13 protein-coding genes, 3 tRNA genes and 3 rRNA genes are annotated in these 19,414 nt (G+C 41.0%); 15 read left to right on the top strand and 4 right to left on the bottom strand.

Going from position 1 to position 19,414, the window contains the following annotated elements:
- Positions 1-338 precede the first annotated feature (338 nt).
- The 3 genes from AOR04_RS16760 (at position 339) to rrf (ending at position 5,390) form a co-directional block, all read left to right on the top strand.
- Positions 339-1,874: ribosomal RNA gene (locus AOR04_RS16760) — 16S ribosomal RNA — on the top strand.
- Between the two features lie 299 nt (positions 1,875-2,173).
- Positions 2,174-5,064 (top strand): 23S ribosomal RNA (locus AOR04_RS16755).
- 211 nt (positions 5,065-5,275) lie between these two features.
- Positions 5,276-5,390: ribosomal RNA gene (gene rrf / locus AOR04_RS16750) — 5S ribosomal RNA — on the top strand.
- Together the 16S, 23S and 5S rRNA genes form the textbook arrangement of a ribosomal RNA operon.
- Positions 5,391-5,792: 402 nt before the next feature.
- On the opposite strand, the gene AOR04_RS16745 is transcribed toward rrf, so the two are convergent.
- The 3 genes from AOR04_RS16745 to uvrD all read right to left on the bottom strand — a co-directional run bounded on the left by AOR04_RS16745 (position 5,793) and on the right by uvrD (position 10,957).
- A complete protein-coding gene (locus AOR04_RS16745; RefSeq protein ID WP_096793950.1) occupies positions 5,793-6,641 on the bottom strand; it encodes a chemotaxis protein in 849 nt (282 codons plus the stop codon).
- Between the two features lie 103 nt (positions 6,642-6,744).
- Positions 6,745-8,814 carry a GNAT family N-acetyltransferase gene (locus tag AOR04_RS16740; RefSeq protein ID WP_096793949.1) on the bottom strand — a complete coding sequence of 690 codons (2,070 nt, stop codon included), beginning with the start codon at positions 8,812-8,814 and terminating at the stop codon, positions 6,745-6,747.
- The gene (uvrD, locus tag AOR04_RS16735; protein ID WP_002963007.1) at positions 8,792-10,957 is read right to left on the bottom strand and encodes a DNA helicase II; all 2,166 of its coding nucleotides are present in this window, start codon (positions 10,955-10,957) and stop codon (positions 8,792-8,794) included. The genes AOR04_RS16740 and uvrD overlap by 23 nt, the downstream gene beginning before the upstream one ends.
- A gap of 302 nt (positions 10,958-11,259) precedes the next feature.
- Here uvrD and AOR04_RS16730 point away from each other — a divergent pair, with 302 nt between their 5' ends.
- The 6 genes from AOR04_RS16730 to AOR04_RS16705 all read left to right on the top strand — a co-directional run bounded on the left by AOR04_RS16730 (position 11,260) and on the right by AOR04_RS16705 (position 15,671).
- Positions 11,260-11,484, top strand: coding sequence for a hypothetical protein (locus AOR04_RS16730; protein WP_002963009.1), 225 nt, complete (start codon positions 11,260-11,262; stop codon positions 11,482-11,484).
- Between the two features lie 116 nt (positions 11,485-11,600).
- Positions 11,601-11,969, top strand: a complete 369-nt coding sequence (locus AOR04_RS16725) for a YacL family protein (protein ID WP_096794153.1) — start codon at positions 11,601-11,603, stop codon at positions 11,967-11,969.
- 52 nt (positions 11,970-12,021) lie between these two features.
- Positions 12,022-12,477 carry a dUTP diphosphatase gene (dut, locus tag AOR04_RS16720; protein ID WP_096793948.1) on the top strand — a complete coding sequence of 152 codons (456 nt, stop codon included), beginning with the start codon at positions 12,022-12,024 and terminating at the stop codon, positions 12,475-12,477.
- A 49-nt stretch (positions 12,478-12,526) separates the two neighbouring features.
- Positions 12,527-14,386 carry an NUDIX hydrolase gene (locus AOR04_RS16715; protein ID WP_232525488.1) on the top strand — a complete coding sequence of 620 codons (1,860 nt, stop codon included), beginning with the start codon at positions 12,527-12,529 and terminating at the stop codon, positions 14,384-14,386.
- Positions 14,383-15,090 (top strand): hypothetical protein, encoded by a 708-nt coding sequence (locus AOR04_RS16710; RefSeq protein ID WP_232525487.1) that lies wholly within the window; start codon positions 14,383-14,385, stop codon positions 15,088-15,090. Before AOR04_RS16715 ends, AOR04_RS16710 begins: the two co-directional genes overlap by 4 nt.
- 17 nt (positions 15,091-15,107) lie before the next feature.
- Positions 15,108-15,671, top strand: a complete 564-nt coding sequence (locus tag AOR04_RS16705) for a dCTP deaminase (RefSeq protein ID WP_096793947.1) — start codon at positions 15,108-15,110, stop codon at positions 15,669-15,671.
- Here the strand turns inward: AOR04_RS16705 and yrfG are convergent.
- Positions 15,668-16,315: a GMP/IMP nucleotidase gene (yrfG, locus tag AOR04_RS16700; RefSeq protein WP_096793946.1), complete on the bottom strand. Its 648-nt coding sequence runs from the start codon at positions 16,313-16,315 to the stop codon at positions 15,668-15,670. The two genes, AOR04_RS16705 and yrfG, sit on opposite strands and share 4 nt — an antisense overlap.
- A gap of 61 nt (positions 16,316-16,376) precedes the next feature.
- On the opposite strand from yrfG, the gene nudE reads away from it, so the two are divergent.
- From nudE to AOR04_RS16670, 6 genes are all read left to right on the top strand, one after another.
- Positions 16,377-16,949, top strand: coding sequence for an ADP compounds hydrolase NudE (gene nudE / locus AOR04_RS16695; protein ID WP_033029292.1), 573 nt, complete (start codon positions 16,377-16,379; stop codon positions 16,947-16,949).
- Entirely contained in the window at positions 16,942-17,745 is an 804-nt protein-coding gene (gene cysQ, locus AOR04_RS16690; RefSeq protein ID WP_033029289.1) for a 3'(2'),5'-bisphosphate nucleotidase CysQ, read from the top strand. The genes nudE and cysQ overlap by 8 nt, the downstream gene beginning before the upstream one ends.
- Before the next feature lie 136 nt (positions 17,746-17,881).
- Positions 17,882-17,958 (top strand) — tRNA-Met (locus tag AOR04_RS16685).
- Positions 17,959-18,119: 161 nt separating this feature from the next.
- Positions 18,120-18,196 (top strand) — tRNA-Met (locus AOR04_RS16680).
- A 141-nt stretch (positions 18,197-18,337) separates the two neighbouring features.
- Positions 18,338-18,414: transfer RNA gene (locus AOR04_RS16675), tRNA-Met, on the top strand.
- Between the two features lie 375 nt (positions 18,415-18,789).
- A complete protein-coding gene (locus tag AOR04_RS16670) occupies positions 18,790-19,404 on the top strand; it encodes a trimeric intracellular cation channel family protein (protein WP_096793945.1) in 615 nt (204 codons plus the stop codon).
- Positions 19,405-19,414: the final 10 nt, after the last annotated feature.

Raw genomic sequence — 19,414 nt, 5'->3', positions numbered from 1 at the left:
TTTGAATCTTCTAAAAAGAAAGTTTAAAACTAAGTGTTGACTCGAAAAATAAAGGGTGTATTATTCGCATCCCTTGAGACGCTAAAGCGACTCAAAACGTTCTTTAACAATATAAAGCAATCATCTGTGTGGGCACTCGTACAGATTGAGTTCTAACAGCCAAGCTACTTCGTTCTTTATTGAGCAAGTAACGAGGCAAAAAAATTAGAGTCTCAATTGAAAGCTGAGTGACCAACAGAATAGTTATTTCGGTAATTATTCGGCACAGTCAATTCAATATCGAAAGATATTAAAATAAATTCAGAATTCATTGAGCTGTCGAAAGACATAAAACTTTTTAATTGAAGAGTTTGATCATGGCTCAGATTGAACGCTGGCGGCAGGCCTAACACATGCAAGTCGAGCGGTAACAGAGAGTAGCTTGCTACTTTGCTGACGAGCGGCGGACGGGTGAGTAATGCTTGGGAACATGCCTTGAGGTGGGGGACAACAGTTGGAAACGACTGCTAATACCGCATAATGTCTACGGACCAAAGGGGGCTTCGGCTCTCGCCTTTAGATTGGCCCAAGTGGGATTAGCTAGTTGGTGAGGTAATGGCTCACCAAGGCGACGATCCCTAGCTGGTTTGAGAGGATGATCAGCCACACTGGGACTGAGACACGGCCCAGACTCCTACGGGAGGCAGCAGTGGGGAATATTGCACAATGGGCGCAAGCCTGATGCAGCCATGCCGCGTGTGTGAAGAAGGCCTTCGGGTTGTAAAGCACTTTCAGTCAGGAGGAAAGGTTAACGGTTAATACCCGTTAGCTGTGACGTTACTGACAGAAGAAGCACCGGCTAACTCCGTGCCAGCAGCCGCGGTAATACGGAGGGTGCGAGCGTTAATCGGAATTACTGGGCGTAAAGCGTACGCAGGCGGTTTGTTAAGCGAGATGTGAAAGCCCCGGGCTCAACCTGGGAACTGCATTTCGAACTGGCAAACTAGAGTGTGATAGAGGGTGGTAGAATTTCAGGTGTAGCGGTGAAATGCGTAGAGATCTGAAGGAATACCGATGGCGAAGGCAGCCACCTGGGTCAACACTGACGCTCATGTACGAAAGCGTGGGGAGCAAACGGGATTAGATACCCCGGTAGTCCACGCCGTAAACGATGTCTACTAGAAGCTCGGAGCCTCGGTTCTGTTTTTCAAAGCTAACGCATTAAGTAGACCGCCTGGGGAGTACGGCCGCAAGGTTAAAACTCAAATGAATTGACGGGGGCCCGCACAAGCGGTGGAGCATGTGGTTTAATTCGATGCAACGCGAAGAACCTTACCTACACTTGACATACAGAGAACTTACCAGAGATGGTTTGGTGCCTTCGGGAACTCTGATACAGGTGCTGCATGGCTGTCGTCAGCTCGTGTTGTGAGATGTTGGGTTAAGTCCCGCAACGAGCGCAACCCCTATCCTTAGTTGCTAGCAGGTAATGCTGAGAACTCTAAGGAGACTGCCGGTGATAAACCGGAGGAAGGTGGGGACGACGTCAAGTCATCATGGCCCTTACGTGTAGGGCTACACACGTGCTACAATGGCGCATACAGAGTGCTGCGAACCTGCGAAGGTAAGCGAATCACTTAAAGTGCGTCGTAGTCCGGATTGGAGTCTGCAACTCGACTCCATGAAGTCGGAATCGCTAGTAATCGCGTATCAGAATGACGCGGTGAATACGTTCCCGGGCCTTGTACACACCGCCCGTCACACCATGGGAGTGGGTTGCTCCAGAAGTAGATAGTCTAACCCTCGGGAGGACGTTTACCACGGAGTGATTCATGACTGGGGTGAAGTCGTAACAAGGTAGCCCTAGGGGAACCTGGGGCTGGATCACCTCCTTATACGATTTAGAACTTATTTGTTCGTAGTGTCCACACAGATGATTGTTAATTAGTGCTTGTCCCTTTGGGATAACTAATTAATATGCTCTTTAAAAATTTGGAAAAGCTGATAATAAAATTCTGATAGATACATTGTATTTATCAAGAGTTTTCAAAAGTAAAAAAACAATGGTAGCAGTACCATTGAGTGCCATTTAGTTAACTCTTATGAGTTGATTGATTGGTATCTACTTTAGTATTCAATATTGACTTCTGGCGAAGTTAAACTGTCACAAAACAAAGACCCGTTTGGGTTGTATGGTTAAGTGACTAAGCGTACACGGTGGATGCCTTGGCAGTTGGAGGCGATGAAGGACGTATTAACTTGCGATAAGCCTAGTCAAGCTAGTAAAAAGCGCTTGAGACTAGGATTTCCGAATGGGGAAACCCACCTGCTTGCAGGTATCGTTAACTGAATACATAGGTTAACGAGGCGAACGCGGAGAACTGAAACATCTAAGTACCCGTAGGAAAAGAAATCAACCGAGATTCCGAAAGTAGCGGCGAGCGAAATCGGAACAGCCCTTAAGCTTATTATGTGTTAATGGAAGGCTGCTGGAAAGCGCCACGATACAGGGTGATAGTCCCGTACATGAAAAGACATTTTAAGTGAAATCGAGTAGGTCGGAGCACGTGAAACTTTGACTGAATATAGGTGGACCATCATCTAAGGCTAAATACTCCCAACTGACCGATAGTGAACCAGTACCGTGAGGGAAAGGCGAAAAGAACCCCTGTGAGGGGAGTGAAATAGAACCTGAAACCGTGTACGTACAAGCAGTAGGAGCCCACTTGTTGGGTGACTGCGTACCTTTTGTATAATGGGTCAGCGACTTATATTTTGTAGCGAGGTTAACCGAATAGGGTAGCCGTAGGGAAACCGAGTCTTAACTGGGCGAATAGTTGCAAGGTATAGACCCGAAACCCGGTGATCTAGCCATGGGCAGGTTGAAGGTTGAGTAACATCAACTGGAGGACCGAACCCACTAACGTTGAAAAGTTAGGGGATGACCTGTGGCTAGGAGTGAAAGGCTAATCAAACCGGGAGATAGCTGGTTCTCCCCGAAATCTATTTAGGTAGAGCCTCGGACGAATACTTACGGGGGTAGAGCACTGTTAAGGCTAGGGGGTCATCCCGACTTACCAACCCTTTGCAAACTCCGAATACCGTAAAGTAATATCCGGGAGACACACGGCGGGTGCTAACGTCCGTCGTGAAGAGGGAAACAACCCAGACCGCCAGCTAAGGTCCCAAAGTCATAGTTAAGTGGGAAACGATGTGGAAAGGCCCAGACAGCCAGGAGGTTGGCTTAGAAGCAGCCATCCTTTAAAGAAAGCGTAATAGCTCACTGGTCGAGTCGGTCTGCGCGGAAGATGTAACGGGGCTAAACTATGCACCGAAGCTGCGGATTCAGAATTTATTCTGAGTGGTAGGGGAGCGTTCTGTAAGCGGTTGAAGGTGTACCGGGAGGTATGCTGGACGTATCAGAAGTGCGAATGCTGACATGAGTAACGATAATGGGAGTGAAAAACTCCCACGCCGGAAGACCAAGGGTTCCTATCCCATGTTAATCAGGGTAGGGTAAGTCGACCCCTAAGGCGAGGCCGAAAGGCGTAGTCGATGGGAAACAGATTAATATTTCTGTACTCGATATAATTGCGATGGGGGGACGGAGCAGGCTAAGCAAGCATAGCGTTGGTAGTCTATGTGAAAGTGAGTAGGGCGTTTGTTTAGGTAAATCCGGACGAACACTAAACCTGAGACACGAGACGAGTCACTACGGTGATGAAGTTGCTGATGCCATACTTCCAGGAAAAGCCTCTAAGCTTCAGATTATATGGAATCGTACCCCAAACCGACACAGGTGGTCAGGTAGAGAATACTAAGGCGCTTGAGAGAACTCGGGTGAAGGAACTAGGCAAAATCGTACCGTAACTTCGGGAGAAGGTACGCTCCTATCTGTGATGAGACTTGCTCTCTAAGCGGACGGGAGCCGCAGTGACCAGGTGGCTGGGACTGTTTATTAAAAACACAGCACTGTGCAAAATCGCAAGATGACGTATACGGTGTGACACCTGCCCGGTGCCGGAAGGTTAATTGATGGGGTTATCCTTAGGGAGAAGCTCTTGATCGAAGCCCCGGTAAACGGCGGCCGTAACTATAACGGTCCTAAGGTAGCGAAATTCCTTGTCGGGTAAGTTCCGACCTGCACGAATGGTGTAACCATGGCCACGCTGTCTCCACCCGAGACTCAGTGAAATTGAAATCGCAGTGAAGATGCTGTGTACCCGCGGCTAGACGGAAAGACCCCGTGAACCTTTACTACAGCTTGGCACTGAACATTGAACCTACATGTGTAGGATAGGTGGGAGACTTTGAAGCAGCGACGCTAGTTGTTGTGGAGTCAACCTTGAAATACCACCCTTGTAGTTTTGATGTTCTAACGTTGGCCCCTGAATCGGGGTTACGGACAGTGCCTGGTGGGTAGTTTGACTGGGGCGGTCTCCTCCTAAAGAGTAACGGAGGAGCACGAAGGTTGGCTAAGTACGGTCGGACATCGTACGGTTAGTGTAATGGTAGAAGCCAGCTTAACTGCGAGACAGACACGTCGAGCAGGTACGAAAGTAGGTCATAGTGATCCGGTGGTTCTGAATGGGAGGGCCATCGCTCAACGGATAAAAGGTACTCCGGGGATAACAGGCTGATACCGCCCAAGAGTTCATATCGACGGCGGTGTTTGGCACCTCGATGTCGGCTCATCACATCCTGGGGCTGAAGTCGGTCCCAAGGGTATGGCTGTTCGCCATTTAAAGTGGTACGCGAGCTGGGTTTAGAACGTCGTGAGACAGTTCGGTCCCTATCTGCCGTGGGCGTTTGAGAATTGAGAGGGGTTGCTCCTAGTACGAGAGGACCGGAGTGAACGAACCGCTGGTGTTCGGGTTGTCATGCCAATGGCATTGCCCGGTAGCTACGTTCGGAACTGATAAGCGCTGAAAGCATCTAAGCGCGAAGCAGGCCTCGAGATGAGTTCTCACTAGACTTTTAAAGTCTCTGAAGGGCCGTTGAAGACTACAACGTTGATAGGCAAGATGTGGAAGTGGTGTGAGCCATTAAGCTAACTTGTACTAATTACCCGTGAGGCTTAACCATACAACGCCAAACGCGTTTTATGTGATAGTGAAGCAAGCGAAGAAGTTAATATAACTAAAGTAGATATTACTTAGAAAGACTTAAAAAATATTATCAGATATTTTCCAAATTCAAGAGGTGACTCTTAGCGCGTAGCGTTAAAGTTTAGGCACCTTGCGCAAAGAAAATGGTAGCACTACGTGCTTGTCATTAATTCTTTGCACCATATTTGCTTGGTGACAATAGCGTTTTGGACCCACCTGACTCCATGCCGAACTCAGTAGTGAAACGAAACAGCGCCGATGATAGTGTAGCATTTGCTATGTGAAAGTAGGACATTACCAGGCTTCAAATTGTAGAGAGCCCGACTAGAAATAGTCGGGCTTTTTTACGTCTGCAGAAAAGTGAAAATAAAAGCGGTAGCCAGAGCCCATACCGAACTCAGTAGTGAAACAAAACAGCTCGAAGGCGATCCCTGCGGAATGCTGCCCCGACACAAAGATAGTGTAGCATTTGCTACGTGGCTCTCCACCGCTATGGGCACTACGGCATTCTACTGCGTAGCGCACCGACTTCACATTGTAGCGAGCCCGGATCTAACGATTCGGGCTTTTTACGTTTGCAGAAAAGTGAAATATGAGTAACTAACATTACATACTCGATTCTTCTCCAATTCATCTAAATGTACAAGTTGAGCGGAATAGCTCATTATTCCAGTACTAAAGTTAATAACCAAATTTAAAGGCTATTTAAAATAGTCCGTAAGCTTGGGTTTCTTCACTTTCGGATTCTTCTATTTGGGTTGGTTTAAATATCACGCTTGGATCAATTAACACACTGTGCTTTTGTGAAAGCTTGATTAATCCTCGCATCATATTTTTAGTTTGTGGGTCTAGATCAAAACCAACCTCAGTGAGCTTATCCAGTGGCCTTATGTCCTCTTTTTTATAGTCGATATTGTCTTCGACTTTATCTACTAATAAACCAACATGTGGATTTAATCCGTCTTTGGTGGTGAAAACAATAATAGGTTTATAGTCTAAGGTTATTTGCTCTTTAGCTGATTCAAATAAACGCTCAAGCTGAATTAGACTATTACGTTTAATTTTGTCGAGCAGAGCTGATGTGTGTTTATGATCACTTTGATTATGGGCTGCTATGGCTGCTTTTGCTGTCTCTAGTAATAATTGGAAAGGCTCGTCAAGCCGAGAGATTGTTAATTTTAAATCTTCATTGTCGGTGTTGAATTCTTTGTAAAACAAAACAAAATCTTGTAGTTCTGCGTCATTATTTGAAATAGAAGCCGAGCTATTTAATACGTTACTTTGAAGGGTATTAAACCAGTTTAATAGTTTGTCTTGCCATATTCTTAGTTGCTTTAGTACATGCGTATTACTTTGTTCAGTTGAGATATTATTTAAAATAATACCTAAATCAAAAACAGGTGTTGGTATATCCATATAATCTTTAACACCAATAAAGCTTTTATTATTGTTTGGTAAAGTTGTTAGATTATTGTCAAAGCGCTCAGTTAATAAAATGTCGAGTATCTTTAGTGAAATTGTTTTGCAGCCCACTTTAAAGTTTATTAATTCCATGCCTTTATCTTAATTTACCTATTAATGCTTTAAGGATAGAACAAATTAAATAAATAGCTTAAAGATGGATAAAATTTAACAGAGATAGGGCAACTAAAGGTTATTAGATGGTACTAGTGAGGTTTTTTATGGCACGTTTAAATTGATTCTCAAGCTGTTTTTTTCCTAATAATCCTAAGTGTTGAATCACTTTTTCATTACTTTCATTTTGAAGTACTAACTTTATTAACAGTTGTTTATCAGACTCTGTTAATTGAGATATACAAGAAGGTGACTGGCTCAGTAACTGCCAAAGAGTTGCAGAGATACTAAATTGAGTGAAGTTACTTTTAGTGAGCAGCGCTAGTCGCTCGTGAGTCTCTAGGCTTATTAACTCGTCGCTAAATCCTTCAATTAGAATATTCACGAGTTGCGAATCTAGTGTTTTAAAGTGTGTTAAAAGAGCATAAAAAAAATCGCTTTTAAACTGCTTTTTCAAAGGTTGAATAATTGTACTTTTGTCACTTAAGCATTTAACTACAAGCGCCGAATGTTCAGCGGTGCTTTTATCGCGTTGATATCCCAGTTTTACAGTATCAAATCCTAGGTTTTGCCAAAAATTAAGTAACTGCTCTGTTGCGCCAAAGCTTGCACCAAGCCAACTACATTGGCTTTTTACCTGCGACTCGCAATAACTAAGTAGCTTTTTACCAAGTCCTATATTGTGAGAGCTTGGATCAATCGCTATTCGTACAACGCGAGCGCTCAGTTGTGTTAAACAGTCATTATTAAAGCTAAGTTGTGAGAGTGCTTGCGCCATTAAATGCCCCTGTGGGCGACGCTCTCCACTTATAACTTGTAGGGCAAGTTCTTCACTCAAACCACCTTCTATGGCGATTAAGCATACGCCAACTAATTGATTATTAATTTTGCTAATAAATAGCCGTTGCGATGGTGCGTCTAGTAGCTGGCGTAAGTCGTTGACACTACTTTGATAGTGAGCTAATGCAAGCAGGGCAATAACTTGCTGCAGTAACGGCTCATTATTACCAAGGGACTGCTGTGTTATTTCACTATGAACTGGCTGCTCTAATTCATCACTACTTAACTCTATATATTGTGCATCGAGTGCTAGTAGTGTGCGAATGTGTTGCTCAAGAGGATCGTGTTTAGCAAAGCGCAGGGGCTCATCAAGCGTTACAACTTTAGAGGCTTTATAGTGTGCTTTAATATAGTTACTGAAGCGAATGGTATAACCCCTACCATTGCCTTCATACCCAACCAGAGTGCTTGCAAATACTATACGAGGGTAATGAGCTAGCATTTGTAGTAATAACGGAACAGGGATTGCTGCAGCTTCATCAACGAGTAGTAAATCGCATTCAGGTAATGCATTTAATAACGCATCAGGTGCAACGTAGTGCAAGTTGGCGAGCTGTTTATGTTCAGCGTTGTATTGAAGGCTCAGCTCGTTGGCTAAATGTTTAAAGCTACTATGGGTCGCTTTAAACTGAGTGCTGCAAATAATTACTTTTTTATCAGTCAATTTTGCGGCAGCTAAGCCAAGTGCTGCCGACTTACCTCTGCCTCTATCAGCATTAATGAGTAAAGGCCTATTGGCACGGCCATTAGCTACTTTTACTATTTTTTCAACGCAGTTTTGCTGTGGCTCATAATCAATTTTATTATGCATTACATAGCTAGCGTTATTACTAATACAGCCATTTTTTTCACTCAAGTGAAAAGCGGGCAACGGTTTAATAATAGTCGCGAAACGCTGATTAAATATGCTGTAGTTAATGCTCTGACCGTGTGATTGCACCGTACTTAATGAGGGGTCTTGCCAAGAAGTTAAATCATCTAGTTCAGGCAGTAATAAAAACAGTATACCGCCTGCTTTAACGGTGCCGGCAAGTGCTGCAAGTTTATCAGGGTGCAAACCACTAAAACCATTGTAAACAGCATGAGCAAATTCTCGCCCTAAAATTTGGTGAGTGCGAGTAGGCCAGTACGAATTTTTAATCGCGCACTGCTTTGATACAACAAGTGTATTATTTTCATCTATTAATGAGTTAAGTATTTCATAACACCAAGCTGGGCTGCCAGTTATTAACACTAGCTGACGATGATACGCGCCAGCTAATTGTTGCTCTAACTCATTTAGGTGTGCTTTATACCGCTTGTAATCGTGCATAAGCCGTTACTAACCATTTACTACCAAGGTCGTCAAAGTTAACTTGTACGCGAGATTGTGCGCCACTGCCTTCGTAATTAAGTACGGTACCAATACCAAACTTAGCATGCAGTACGCGTTGTCCTAAGTTAAAGCCACTGTCTTCAAATGCGGCATGGCTAACTGATGCGCTAAAACGCCCAGCGGCAGGCGGGCGAGAAACCTGTGTTTTAATACGGATTTCTTCTACGCAGTCCTCAGGGATTTCGCGTAAAAAGCGAGATGGGCTATGGTATTTTTCTTGCCCGTATAAACGGCGACTCTCAGCATGGCTAATATATAACTTATCCATTGCTCGTGTCATGCCTACATAACAAAGGCGGCGCTCTTCTTCTAAGCGACCCGACTCTTCGTTGCTTTGCTGAGAAGGGAACATGCCTTCTTCTACGCCTACCATAAACACTAGCGGAAACTCTAAGCCTTTAGCTGAGTGAAGCGTCATCATTTGTACGGCGTCTTCGTGTTCTTCTGCTTGTCCTTCACCTGACTCAAGTGATGTATGCGCTAAAAAGCCTTGTAGTGGTGAGCTGTACTCTTCGTCTTCAGGTAGCTCATACTGATCACACGCGCTAATTAGCTCTTCTAAGTTTTCTACGCGAGCACGGCCTTTTTCACCTTTTTCGGCTTGGTACATTGCCATCAAGCCTGAGGTTTGAATTGTGTACTTAGCTTGCTCATGCAAAGTTAAATCGCTAATTTTATCTTCTATTTGTTCAACGAGTTCTACAAACTTACTTACTGCGCCAGAAGCACGACCAGATAAATGCTGTTGTTCTACAATTGCTTTTGCGGCATACCAAAGCGGTAACGATTCTGCTCGAGCGCAGTCGCGTATATGGCTCAATGTTTTATCGCCAATACCGCGTGCTGGCGTATTAATTACGCGCTCAAATGCGGCATCGTCTTGACGATTACCTACTAGGCGTAAGTACGACAACGCATCTTTAATTTCTTGTCGTTCGAAGAATCGCATACCACCATAAATACGGTATTTTAAGCCTTCTTGCAGCATGGCCTCCTCGAGTACACGAGATTGCGCGTTACTACGGTATAAAATTGCGGCATCTTGTAGTGCATTACCTGCATTTAACCAGCTTCGTAGTTTGCTACTTACAAAGCGTGCTTCGTCTAACTCATTAAATGCCGCATAAATAGAGATTGGCTCGCCATCGTTACCGTCGGTCCATAAGCTTTTACCCATACGCTCTGAGTTATTTTGAATTAATGCATTAGACGCTTTCAAAATAGTTGCTGTTGAACGGTAGTTTTGTTCAAGACGAATGGTTTCTGCGCTAAAGTCAGTTAAAAATCGTTTAATATTTTCGATTTTAGCACCGCGCCAACCGTAAATACTTTGGTCATCGTCGCCTACAATCATGATACTGCTTGTATCGCCTGCAAGTAACTTTAACCAAGCATATTGAATGGTATTTGTATCTTGGAACTCGTCTACGAGCATATGTGCAAAGCGTTGCTGGTAATGACGTAGTAACGTAGGGTTATTTTTTAACACTTCGTAGCTGCGTAGTAATATTTCGGCAAAATCAACTAAACCAGCTCTATCACAGGCTTCTTGATAGGCGGCGTAAACACGCAGCATCATTTGCTCGTTAATATCGTATGCTTGAATATCTTTAGGGCGAAGTGCTTCATCTTTTTTAGCGCTGATGTACCAGCCAAATTGTTTGGCGGGCCATTTTTTATCATCGATATTCATCGATTTTAATAAGCGCTTGATCATCCGAAGTTGATCGTCAGAGTCTAAAATTTGAAAGGCTTCTGGTAAGTTAGCTTCACGGTGATGAGCACGTAAAATACGATGCGACAAACCATGGAACGTACCAATCCACATACCACCTACAGGGGCTTTTAGTGTTTCTTCAACGCGGCTGCGCATTTCTTTAGCCGCTTTATTAGTAAAGGTTACGGCAAAAATACTGTAAGCAGATGCTTGCTCAACTTGCATAAGCCACGCAATACGATGAACTAACACTCGTGTTTTACCAGACCCAGCACCTGCTAACACCAGCATGTTTTGTAGTGGGGCTGCAACGGCATCGCGTTGTTTGTCATTTAAGCCATCGAGTAATTGTGAAACGTCCATCGTTACGCCTTTTTAATCAATATTGTGGGCAGTATAACAGGTGTTTTTGTTAGGCTAAATAAAATACTGTTTTTATAAACAGCTATTTATAAAATAGCCTTAAAAACGAGTAACTTGCTAATTTTTTGAACAAACAAAAAGCGTAAACGCACAATAAAAATTGCTAATTTGACCTAAAGTTAGCAAAATTTACTAACTCTCTAAATTCAGGGTAATTTAACTATTTGATTTGTAAGCTTTAATAAATTGGCATAGAGTGTGTAAGTAAATAATTATAAAATCAAATAAATACAGAGGTTAGTATGGCAGATCAAGGTTCCGGCGGTAACGTAATCGCAGCATTATGTAATATATTTTTTCCTGGTTTAGGTCAGTTAGTGCAAGGGCGTATTTTAGCGGCTATATTTTTTGCACTCGCTATTATAATAAGTTACGCACTAATTTATGTGCTTGTAGGTTTTGTACTTGTGCCTATTATTTACTTATGGTCGATTATTGACGCAGCGCGTTATAGATCGCGAAGTTAACGGTTTTAAAGTTGAGTAAAATAGCGCCCATGTGGCGCTATTTTACTTTATATGTCCTGTGGTTTACGGGCGTTTACGTATATAATTACGCAATTAAAGATTTACAGGCAAACCCTATGGAATATCAATTTATTCGCGACCCTATTAGTGGGCTACGTATTAAAATAAGCAGTGAACACGCTATTATTGGTCGCTGGCTAAACGAAGAAATAGGCAAAGACAAAGTAGCTATGGTGCAAGCGCTTATTGCATCGGTGAGTTCAAGCTATGAGCCGCTAACGCTAAAAGGCCAAGAAATAGATTTAATATTAACCAAAGACGAAGCACTGTTTGAAGCCCATGCGCTTCATCAAGACAGTGAAGACCTAATAGCGTATCAAGATGACGATTTAGCGCTTGAAGAAAATGGTTTAAGTAGTGGTTGTGGCTTTGAAGATTTCATTGATTTAATTGATTCATGGCATGAGTTTACGACTGGTCGTTAAGTTATATTATCTATATTATTTTTATAAATTTATTTAGAGTAGAAAATTTAAAATGAAAAAAGTTGAATTAAAAATTGTAAATCGTAAAGTCGGTACTGAAATTCCTATGCCAGAGTATGCTACAGATGGCTCGGCTGCTATAGATCTTAGAGCTTGTATTGATGGTATTTTACAAGTTTTACCGGGTGAGACAAAATTAATACCTACTGGTATTGCTTTAAATATGCAGGATACAGGAATGGCTGCTACTATTTTACCTCGCTCAGGTTTAGGTCATAAGCATGGGATTGTATTGGGTAATTTAGTAGGATTAATTGACTCAGATTACCAAGGTGAGTTATTCATCTCAGTATGGAATAGGGGGAGTGATGAATTCGCAATAAACTCTGGTGATAGAATTGCTCAATTAATGTTTATTCCAGTACTTAAAGCTGATTTCGTACTTGTAGATGAGTTTGAAGCAACAGAGCGTGGAGCAGGTGGTTTTGGTCACACTGGTGTGAAATAGAGTAGAAAAGCGTGCAAGTCTTGCACGCTTAAAATTGAAGGAAAAGGAATTGAATAATTTTTTTCAAGCTGTGATTGCTGGCGGGATACTGTTTATTCCCGTTTTATACTCTGTTGGTGATTCAGTAAAAGATAGTTTAATCGCTAGCCTTATATACTTGGCTATTGTAGTAGGGGTATGCGGGTATATTTACAAAAATGGTCTCCCAAGCACGCGGTTCGAATTTAAATTAAGATTTTATAAAGCTCTCAAAAGTAAAGTTATTCGACAGGAGGCAAAAAATAGTCGTTCCCTCAGCGACTTTTCAAAATGGTTAGCTAAAAATCACCCCTTAGAAAGCCTATTAGCTAACAAACCAATAGAAAAAACACACTTTACTCGTTTTACCAATTTTGAAGCTGCTATCTTTATTTTACTTGTTAATAATGACTATGAGTGCATAAATTGCAGCCAGCTTTCATCAGAAGATTTTAAAGAAATTTTTACTAAAGCTTTAAAAGAGTCGTTTTATAAGAGGCTAATGCTCAAAGAGTCTCTGTCGCAAATTATTAAGCCAGTTGATTTAGATAAATTACTTACCAAGTTTGAAGAACAATTAACTGTAGATAGCGATTTAAGTAATGAAAATACTGGTAATAACTTCTTCACTGATAAGGTTAGAGAGCTATGTGGCGAGGGGGGAGAAATGAAAATATCAATTTTCTCAACCACTTCGCAATTATCACACGATATATTAAAAGATTTAAAAGCTTATCAAACAAGTACCACTAAAGTTGATATAGATTTCTATATTTGTAGTCCAAACGTTAAAGCAGACTCTGCAATTTTGGAATTAACGAAAGAGTACGAAGTCCCCGTTGGTGCGTTGCCAGATCAGTTTGTAAAAGCTAGTAATAAAAAAGCACATGTAGAGATGGATATTATCCGCCGCGTATTTAGAGTATTGCGTTCTTTTAAAGACATTAAAGATAATCAAGAAAGCTATTGTAAAACGTCGGTTTATTTATATAAAAAAAGCTATCCCGGTTGTAAAATTCGTCTAATAGAAAACAAGTTTGTTGAATTACAACCTGGTCCATTAAAGTTTGCTAATAATTTGTATCGATTTCGTATCGCGAGCACCGATTCAGAACTAATAAATATACTTAGTGATGCTGTTAAAAACTTTAAAGATAGTAATGAAGTTCAATGTATTGAATTATTAAACCAACCAATAGAGCAGGCAGAAAAGCAGGCATTACTAGAGTTAGCCGAATGGCTAATATCAAGGGGCATAAAAACAGATGATTTATCTAAATATGCAACAGATATTCATGCATTTAGTGGCGATCAAGAAACACGTGCTAGACTAAAATTTTTACAAAATAGAATAGGAACTGCTTATAAAGCTATAACTAATTTGAGTAATTTTACAAATGAAGAGCTTTGTGCGGAAGAAAACTTTAAACAATCAACAGGTAGCGGCATCAGGGAAGTAGAAATAAACAATAAAATTAAACATACAACAGTTGCTGCAATTTTTACAAACGATAATAAGATCCTTTTAATTGAAAAAGCTAAAGAATTTTACCAGGGAAAATACAGCCTTGTTGCAGGGCATGTAGAGCATCAAGATAATACACTAGCCGAAGCTGTGACAAGGGAAGTTAAAGAAGAGATAGGTTTGAATACAAGTAACTTAAAGTATATTTTTCATATTGGAGATTTAACAGATAGATGTGGTCATGGTGGTGAACTCCATGATTGGCATGTGTTTAATTCCTATGAAATTATTGAAGAAAAGAGTTTAAAACTTGGAGCTGAAGTTAAAAATATAAAATGGGTTCCTTTAGACGAACTTCAAGACATTAAAGATAAATTAACTGATGGTGCTTGCAAGATTTTTAATGCCATGGGTTGGTTGAAATGAAGACCGTTGTTATAAGGTTAATTGGTGGCGGTGCTATTTCTGAGATCAGCACCGAAATTGATGTGCCATGGTGGGGGTATAGAAATATGCATATCACTCCTGATGTATTCAAAGATTTACCAGTGATTATTGCAAACAACCCATCAACAAAGTTCATATTCGTTTGCGGTGGCATAGGGGCTTTTCTTTTTACTGATTTAGTTAAAAACCTAGCTATGAATAGTTATGCAGATGAAGTTGGGAAAGGCATAATTTCGATATTAAATGGTATCGCAATATCATATTTAAACTCATTTTCTTTAAATGTCTATCCAAATGAAGTACCTGTCAATGAAGTAGAAAAATACTTATCTACAACTGATGCTAGTTGCTTTTTAATTAAGCCTGATTCAGGTTGTATTAGTAGTGATTCACTAGCTGCAGAAGCAGCTTTTTTGGCTAAAGCAGACCTTTTGTTATATGTAAAAAAAGGTGTTCCTCAATATCATGTTGGTTTCGATAAGCCAACGATCATTAACCGCTGGTCATTAGATGATATAGAGCTTAAATCTCTTACTTTGTATGAAGAGCAAGCTAAGCATTATGTGCTTGATTATCAGGCATGTTCAATACTCAAATCTAATATTAACGAAATTTATATTATCCCCCCGAAATTATTAAAGAAATCAATACGAGCTCTTTTCCTGGCAGTAACTCAGAATTAGTAACAAGGGTGTATTAAATGGTATTAAGTTCCGAAAGCATAAAAAGACACCTAATTGAAGGTAAACTTGTTATTGAGGATTTTAAAGAAAGCTCATTCAGACCTGCGAGCTATTTACTGAGGCTAAGTGACCACATACTTTTAATGGAAAAGCACGATAGAGAAATAGATACTAAATCTACAGATACGAAATCTTTTTTTAAAGCTATACAAATTCCAATTGAAGGGTATGTATTAAAACCAGGAGATTTTATATTGGGAGCTTCTGTTGAGTCTTTGAGTTTACCAAATTCTTTGTGCGGGGAGCTAAGTCAACTATCCTGTTACGCTAGAGTGGGTTTGAGCATTAACTTTAGCGCTAATTATGTTGCACCAACATTTGGTCACAATAACCCATCATCTATAACCTTTGAGATAAAAAACGAATCTTGTAATGATATCCGTATATATTCTAGAGTGAATTTTTGCCATATACGCTTTATGCAAACTGACTTGGATGTTACAAGTTCATACAATGGAATATACAGTGGGCATAAAGAGGCAAAGGCAGCTGACTTTAGTACAAAGCCAGCGAAAGGTTAAATAATCTTACGATAGTCGGTAACACTCAGGTAATCGGCTATTTCGTTATGTGGTTGCTGGCTATCAGGGTTAGCAACTGCAAGTAAGTGCTCGATGCCGTATTCTCGTGCGGCATTTAATACCGGCACACTGTCATCTACAAACAAAGTGCGCTGCTTATTAAACCCTAAGTCTTTTTGTACTTGGTGCCACAAACTTTGTTGCTCTTTACTTACTCCATATTCATGAGTCGACACTACGCCATCTAGGTAGTTATCAATCGCTGTATGCTCAAATTTAAGCATGACACTCTCAGGGTGGGCGTTGGTAAGTAAAATTAACTCTTTGCCTGCTTTTTTAAGCTCGGTTAAAAAATGAGGTGCGTCTTCGCGCATTTTAATTAAATGCTGAGACTCTCGTTTAAGCTCCATTATAGGCAAGCTTAATTGCTGCTCCCAATAATCTAAACAATACCACTGTATTTGACCGCTCACAGCTTGATAGCGTTTTAAAATATCTGCTTTAGCTGCATCTAGGCTAATGCCTCTAGCTAATGCGTGTTGCGCAGGGATAACGTTAAGCCAAAAATGACTGTCGTAATGTAAATCGAGTAATGTTCCATCCATGTCGAGCAAAACGGTATCGATTTTTGACCAATTTAACATAGGAATTTCAACTTATAAGGTTTATTATTGAACTAACTGCCATGATAGCAAATTAACGCCAATGACACAGAAAAAGCACCCAACACCACCACAAATCCTCAGTAACAATGTTGTTGCTAAAAGTCGCCTGTTTACTGTGGAGTCTTTAGAGTTAAAGTTTTCTAATAACGAAAAGCGCCAGTATGAGCGAATTCGCGGCGGTGGCCGGGGAGCAGTGATGATTGTTCCGTTAAGTGCAGATAATGAGTTACTACTTGTACGTGAATACTGTGCGGGCACAAACAATTACCAGTTAGGTTTTCCTAAAGGCTTAATCGATCCGGGCGAAACCCCAGAGCAAGCTGCTAACAGAGAGCTTAAAGAAGAAATTGGCTTTGGTGCTGAGTATTTTAAACCATTAAGAACAGTAACAATGGCGCCGAGTTACTTTAATGCCACAATGCATATTTTATTTGCTAAGCAATTATACCCTCAAACCCTTATTGGTGACGAACCTGAGCCGCTTGTTGTTGTTAAGTGGCCATTAACTCAGTGGCAGTCATTATTAGAGCAAGAAGATTTTACCGAAGCACGCAGTGTTGCAGCTTTGCTATTATTAGATAAGTATTTAGCGTCTGGAGCTGCCGATGAATAAATTAATCGAACCGTGCATTGAATTAGCTGAGCGCGCTGGCGATGCAATTATGGCCATTTATAAAAAAGGCGATATTGGCCAACAAGAGAAATCAGATAACACGCCTGTTACCAAAGCTGATTTAGCAGCAAATGACGTACTGGTTGCTGGATTAAAAGTCTTAGCGCCCGATATTCCTATTATGTCGGAAGAAACACCTATACCAGCACTCGCTGACAGACAAAACTGGCAGCGTTATTGGTTGCTCGATCCGATGGATGGTACAGGCGAATTTATTTTAGAAAGTGGCGACTTTGCAGTAAACATTGCATTGATTGAAAATAACCACCCAGTGCTAGGGGTTATTCATTGGCCTGCCAAAAGTGTGACTTATTTTGCTACAGCTAAAAATGGTGCTTTTAAACGTGAAAACTCAATTGATAAGCAAATATCTGTAGCGCCACCAGAGAACTTAACGCTTGCAGTGAGCCGCCGCCAAAAAATAGAAGCGGTGAGCCAGTATTTAAATAGTCAGTTTACAACGATTGCTGTTGGCTCCTGTTCTTTAAAAGCTTGTATCGTTGCAGAAGGCAAAGCAGATTGCTTTTTAAGAATTGGCCCAACGGGTGAGTGGGATACAGGTGCTTCGCAAGTTATTATTGAGGAAGCCGGTGGCTGTATTACCGATGCAGAATTTAACCCGTTAACGTACAATCAACGCGAGAGTACTGAAAACCCTGACTTTATTGTTATGGGCCATCCTGATTGGGAATGGCAAAAAATGATAAATCCACACCAAAGATTGAGCGCAGAATAGCGCTTTGGTTGCTTTTTGTTCACTTGAACAACATTAAGTAGTTTAAGCCTTGCATTATATGTTTATTCCTATATAGTAGCGCTCTCTTCAAGGCAGGCTCGTAAATATTACGAAAATGTTTTAAAGAAATTACAGGCGCGGGATGGAGCAGTCTGGTAGCTCGTCGGGCTCATAACCCGAAGGTCGTCGGTTCAAATCCGGCTCCCGCAACCAATATTTTTATTGAAATTTGGTGCAATAGGTAGTTTTAAAAGGTCGTCGGTTCACTCTTCACCTTCACAACTCCCGCAACCAATTTCCTTAGGGATTGAGGTTACTGTAAACTCTAACTTAAGAGGTTAAATAAAGTAGTCGATAGACTTAAAATATACAGGCGCGGGATGGAGCAGTCTGGTAGCTCGTCGGGCTCATAACCCGAAGGTCGTCGGTTCAAATCCGGCTCCCGCAACCAATTTTTTATAAAGATTTAGTGCAGTAGGTAGCTTAAAAAGGTCGTCGGTTCACTTTCCACCTTCACAGCTCTCGCAATAAATTTTTAATTGGAAGCCAAGTTGTAATGTAAGCAACTTAAAACAAGTCTACAAATTTCAGGCGCGGGATGGAGCAGTCTGGTAGCTCGTCGGGCTCATAACCCGAAGGTCGTCGGTTCAAATCCGGCTCCCGCAACCACTGAAATTAAATATCTAAAAAATTAAAACAAAATCGCACTCTTTATTGAGTGATTTTTTGCGTTTGGAGTTTAATAAATTATTATAAATTTAAATCCACTGTTACTGCGTAAAACACTTTGCACAAGTAAGCGAAGGTCGTCGGTTCGCTTTTTACAAACTCAAGCTCCCGCAACCACTGAAATTAAATATCTAAAAAGTTAAAACAAAATCGCACTCTTTATTGAGTGATTTTTTGCGTCTGCAGTTTGGTAAAATTCTTTATATTCTGCTTTATTTAATGACTTTCCTCTAATACCTGTAGCCTTTAACAAATAAATTTTTTAAAAGAGAATTTTATGTTAAAACGGTTAAAATATTTTAAGTAACAATACACATGACAGAACTTTATCACTGGTTTGATTTAATTGGCATTGCGGTGTTTGCTGTATCGGGCACTTTATTAGCGTACGAGAAAAAAATGGATGGCTTTGGAGTCGTAGTTTTAGCTACGGTAACCGCAATTGGTGGTGGTACAGTACGAGACCTAATTTTAGACGCTCCTGTGTTTTGGTTACACGATCAAAGTTACTTTTTTGCCATACTCGCTTCAGTATTTGTTACAACACGCCTTATAAATAAGCAAAAGCCGATACCTCATTATATTTTACAAACAGCGGATGCGTTTGGCTTAGCTTTTTTTGCCGTAATGGGGGCGCAAAAAGCGCAACTTGCTGGTATGCCTGATATGACAGCGGTAATAATGGGTGTAATTACAGGCTGCTTTGGTGGATTAATTCGAGATGTACTTGCCCGTGAAATCCCTATGTTATTAAAAGGTGAGCTTTACGCTATTACCTGCATAGCGGGAGGCACTGTTTATACACTTAGTATTGGTATTTCGTTAGCAACCGAAGTGGCAATGATATTAGGTATGTTAATGACCTTATTACTTCGTTTAGCTGCAATAAAGTGGCAAATCACATTACACGTTTTTAAATATCCTGACTAAACTGGTGTAA

This window comes from Pseudoalteromonas sp. 1_2015MBL_MicDiv (genome assembly GCF_002407505.1).
GTDB lineage: Bacteria > Pseudomonadota > Gammaproteobacteria > Enterobacterales > Alteromonadaceae > Pseudoalteromonas > Pseudoalteromonas fuliginea.
This window is presented reverse-complemented; position numbering and strand designations above follow the sequence as displayed.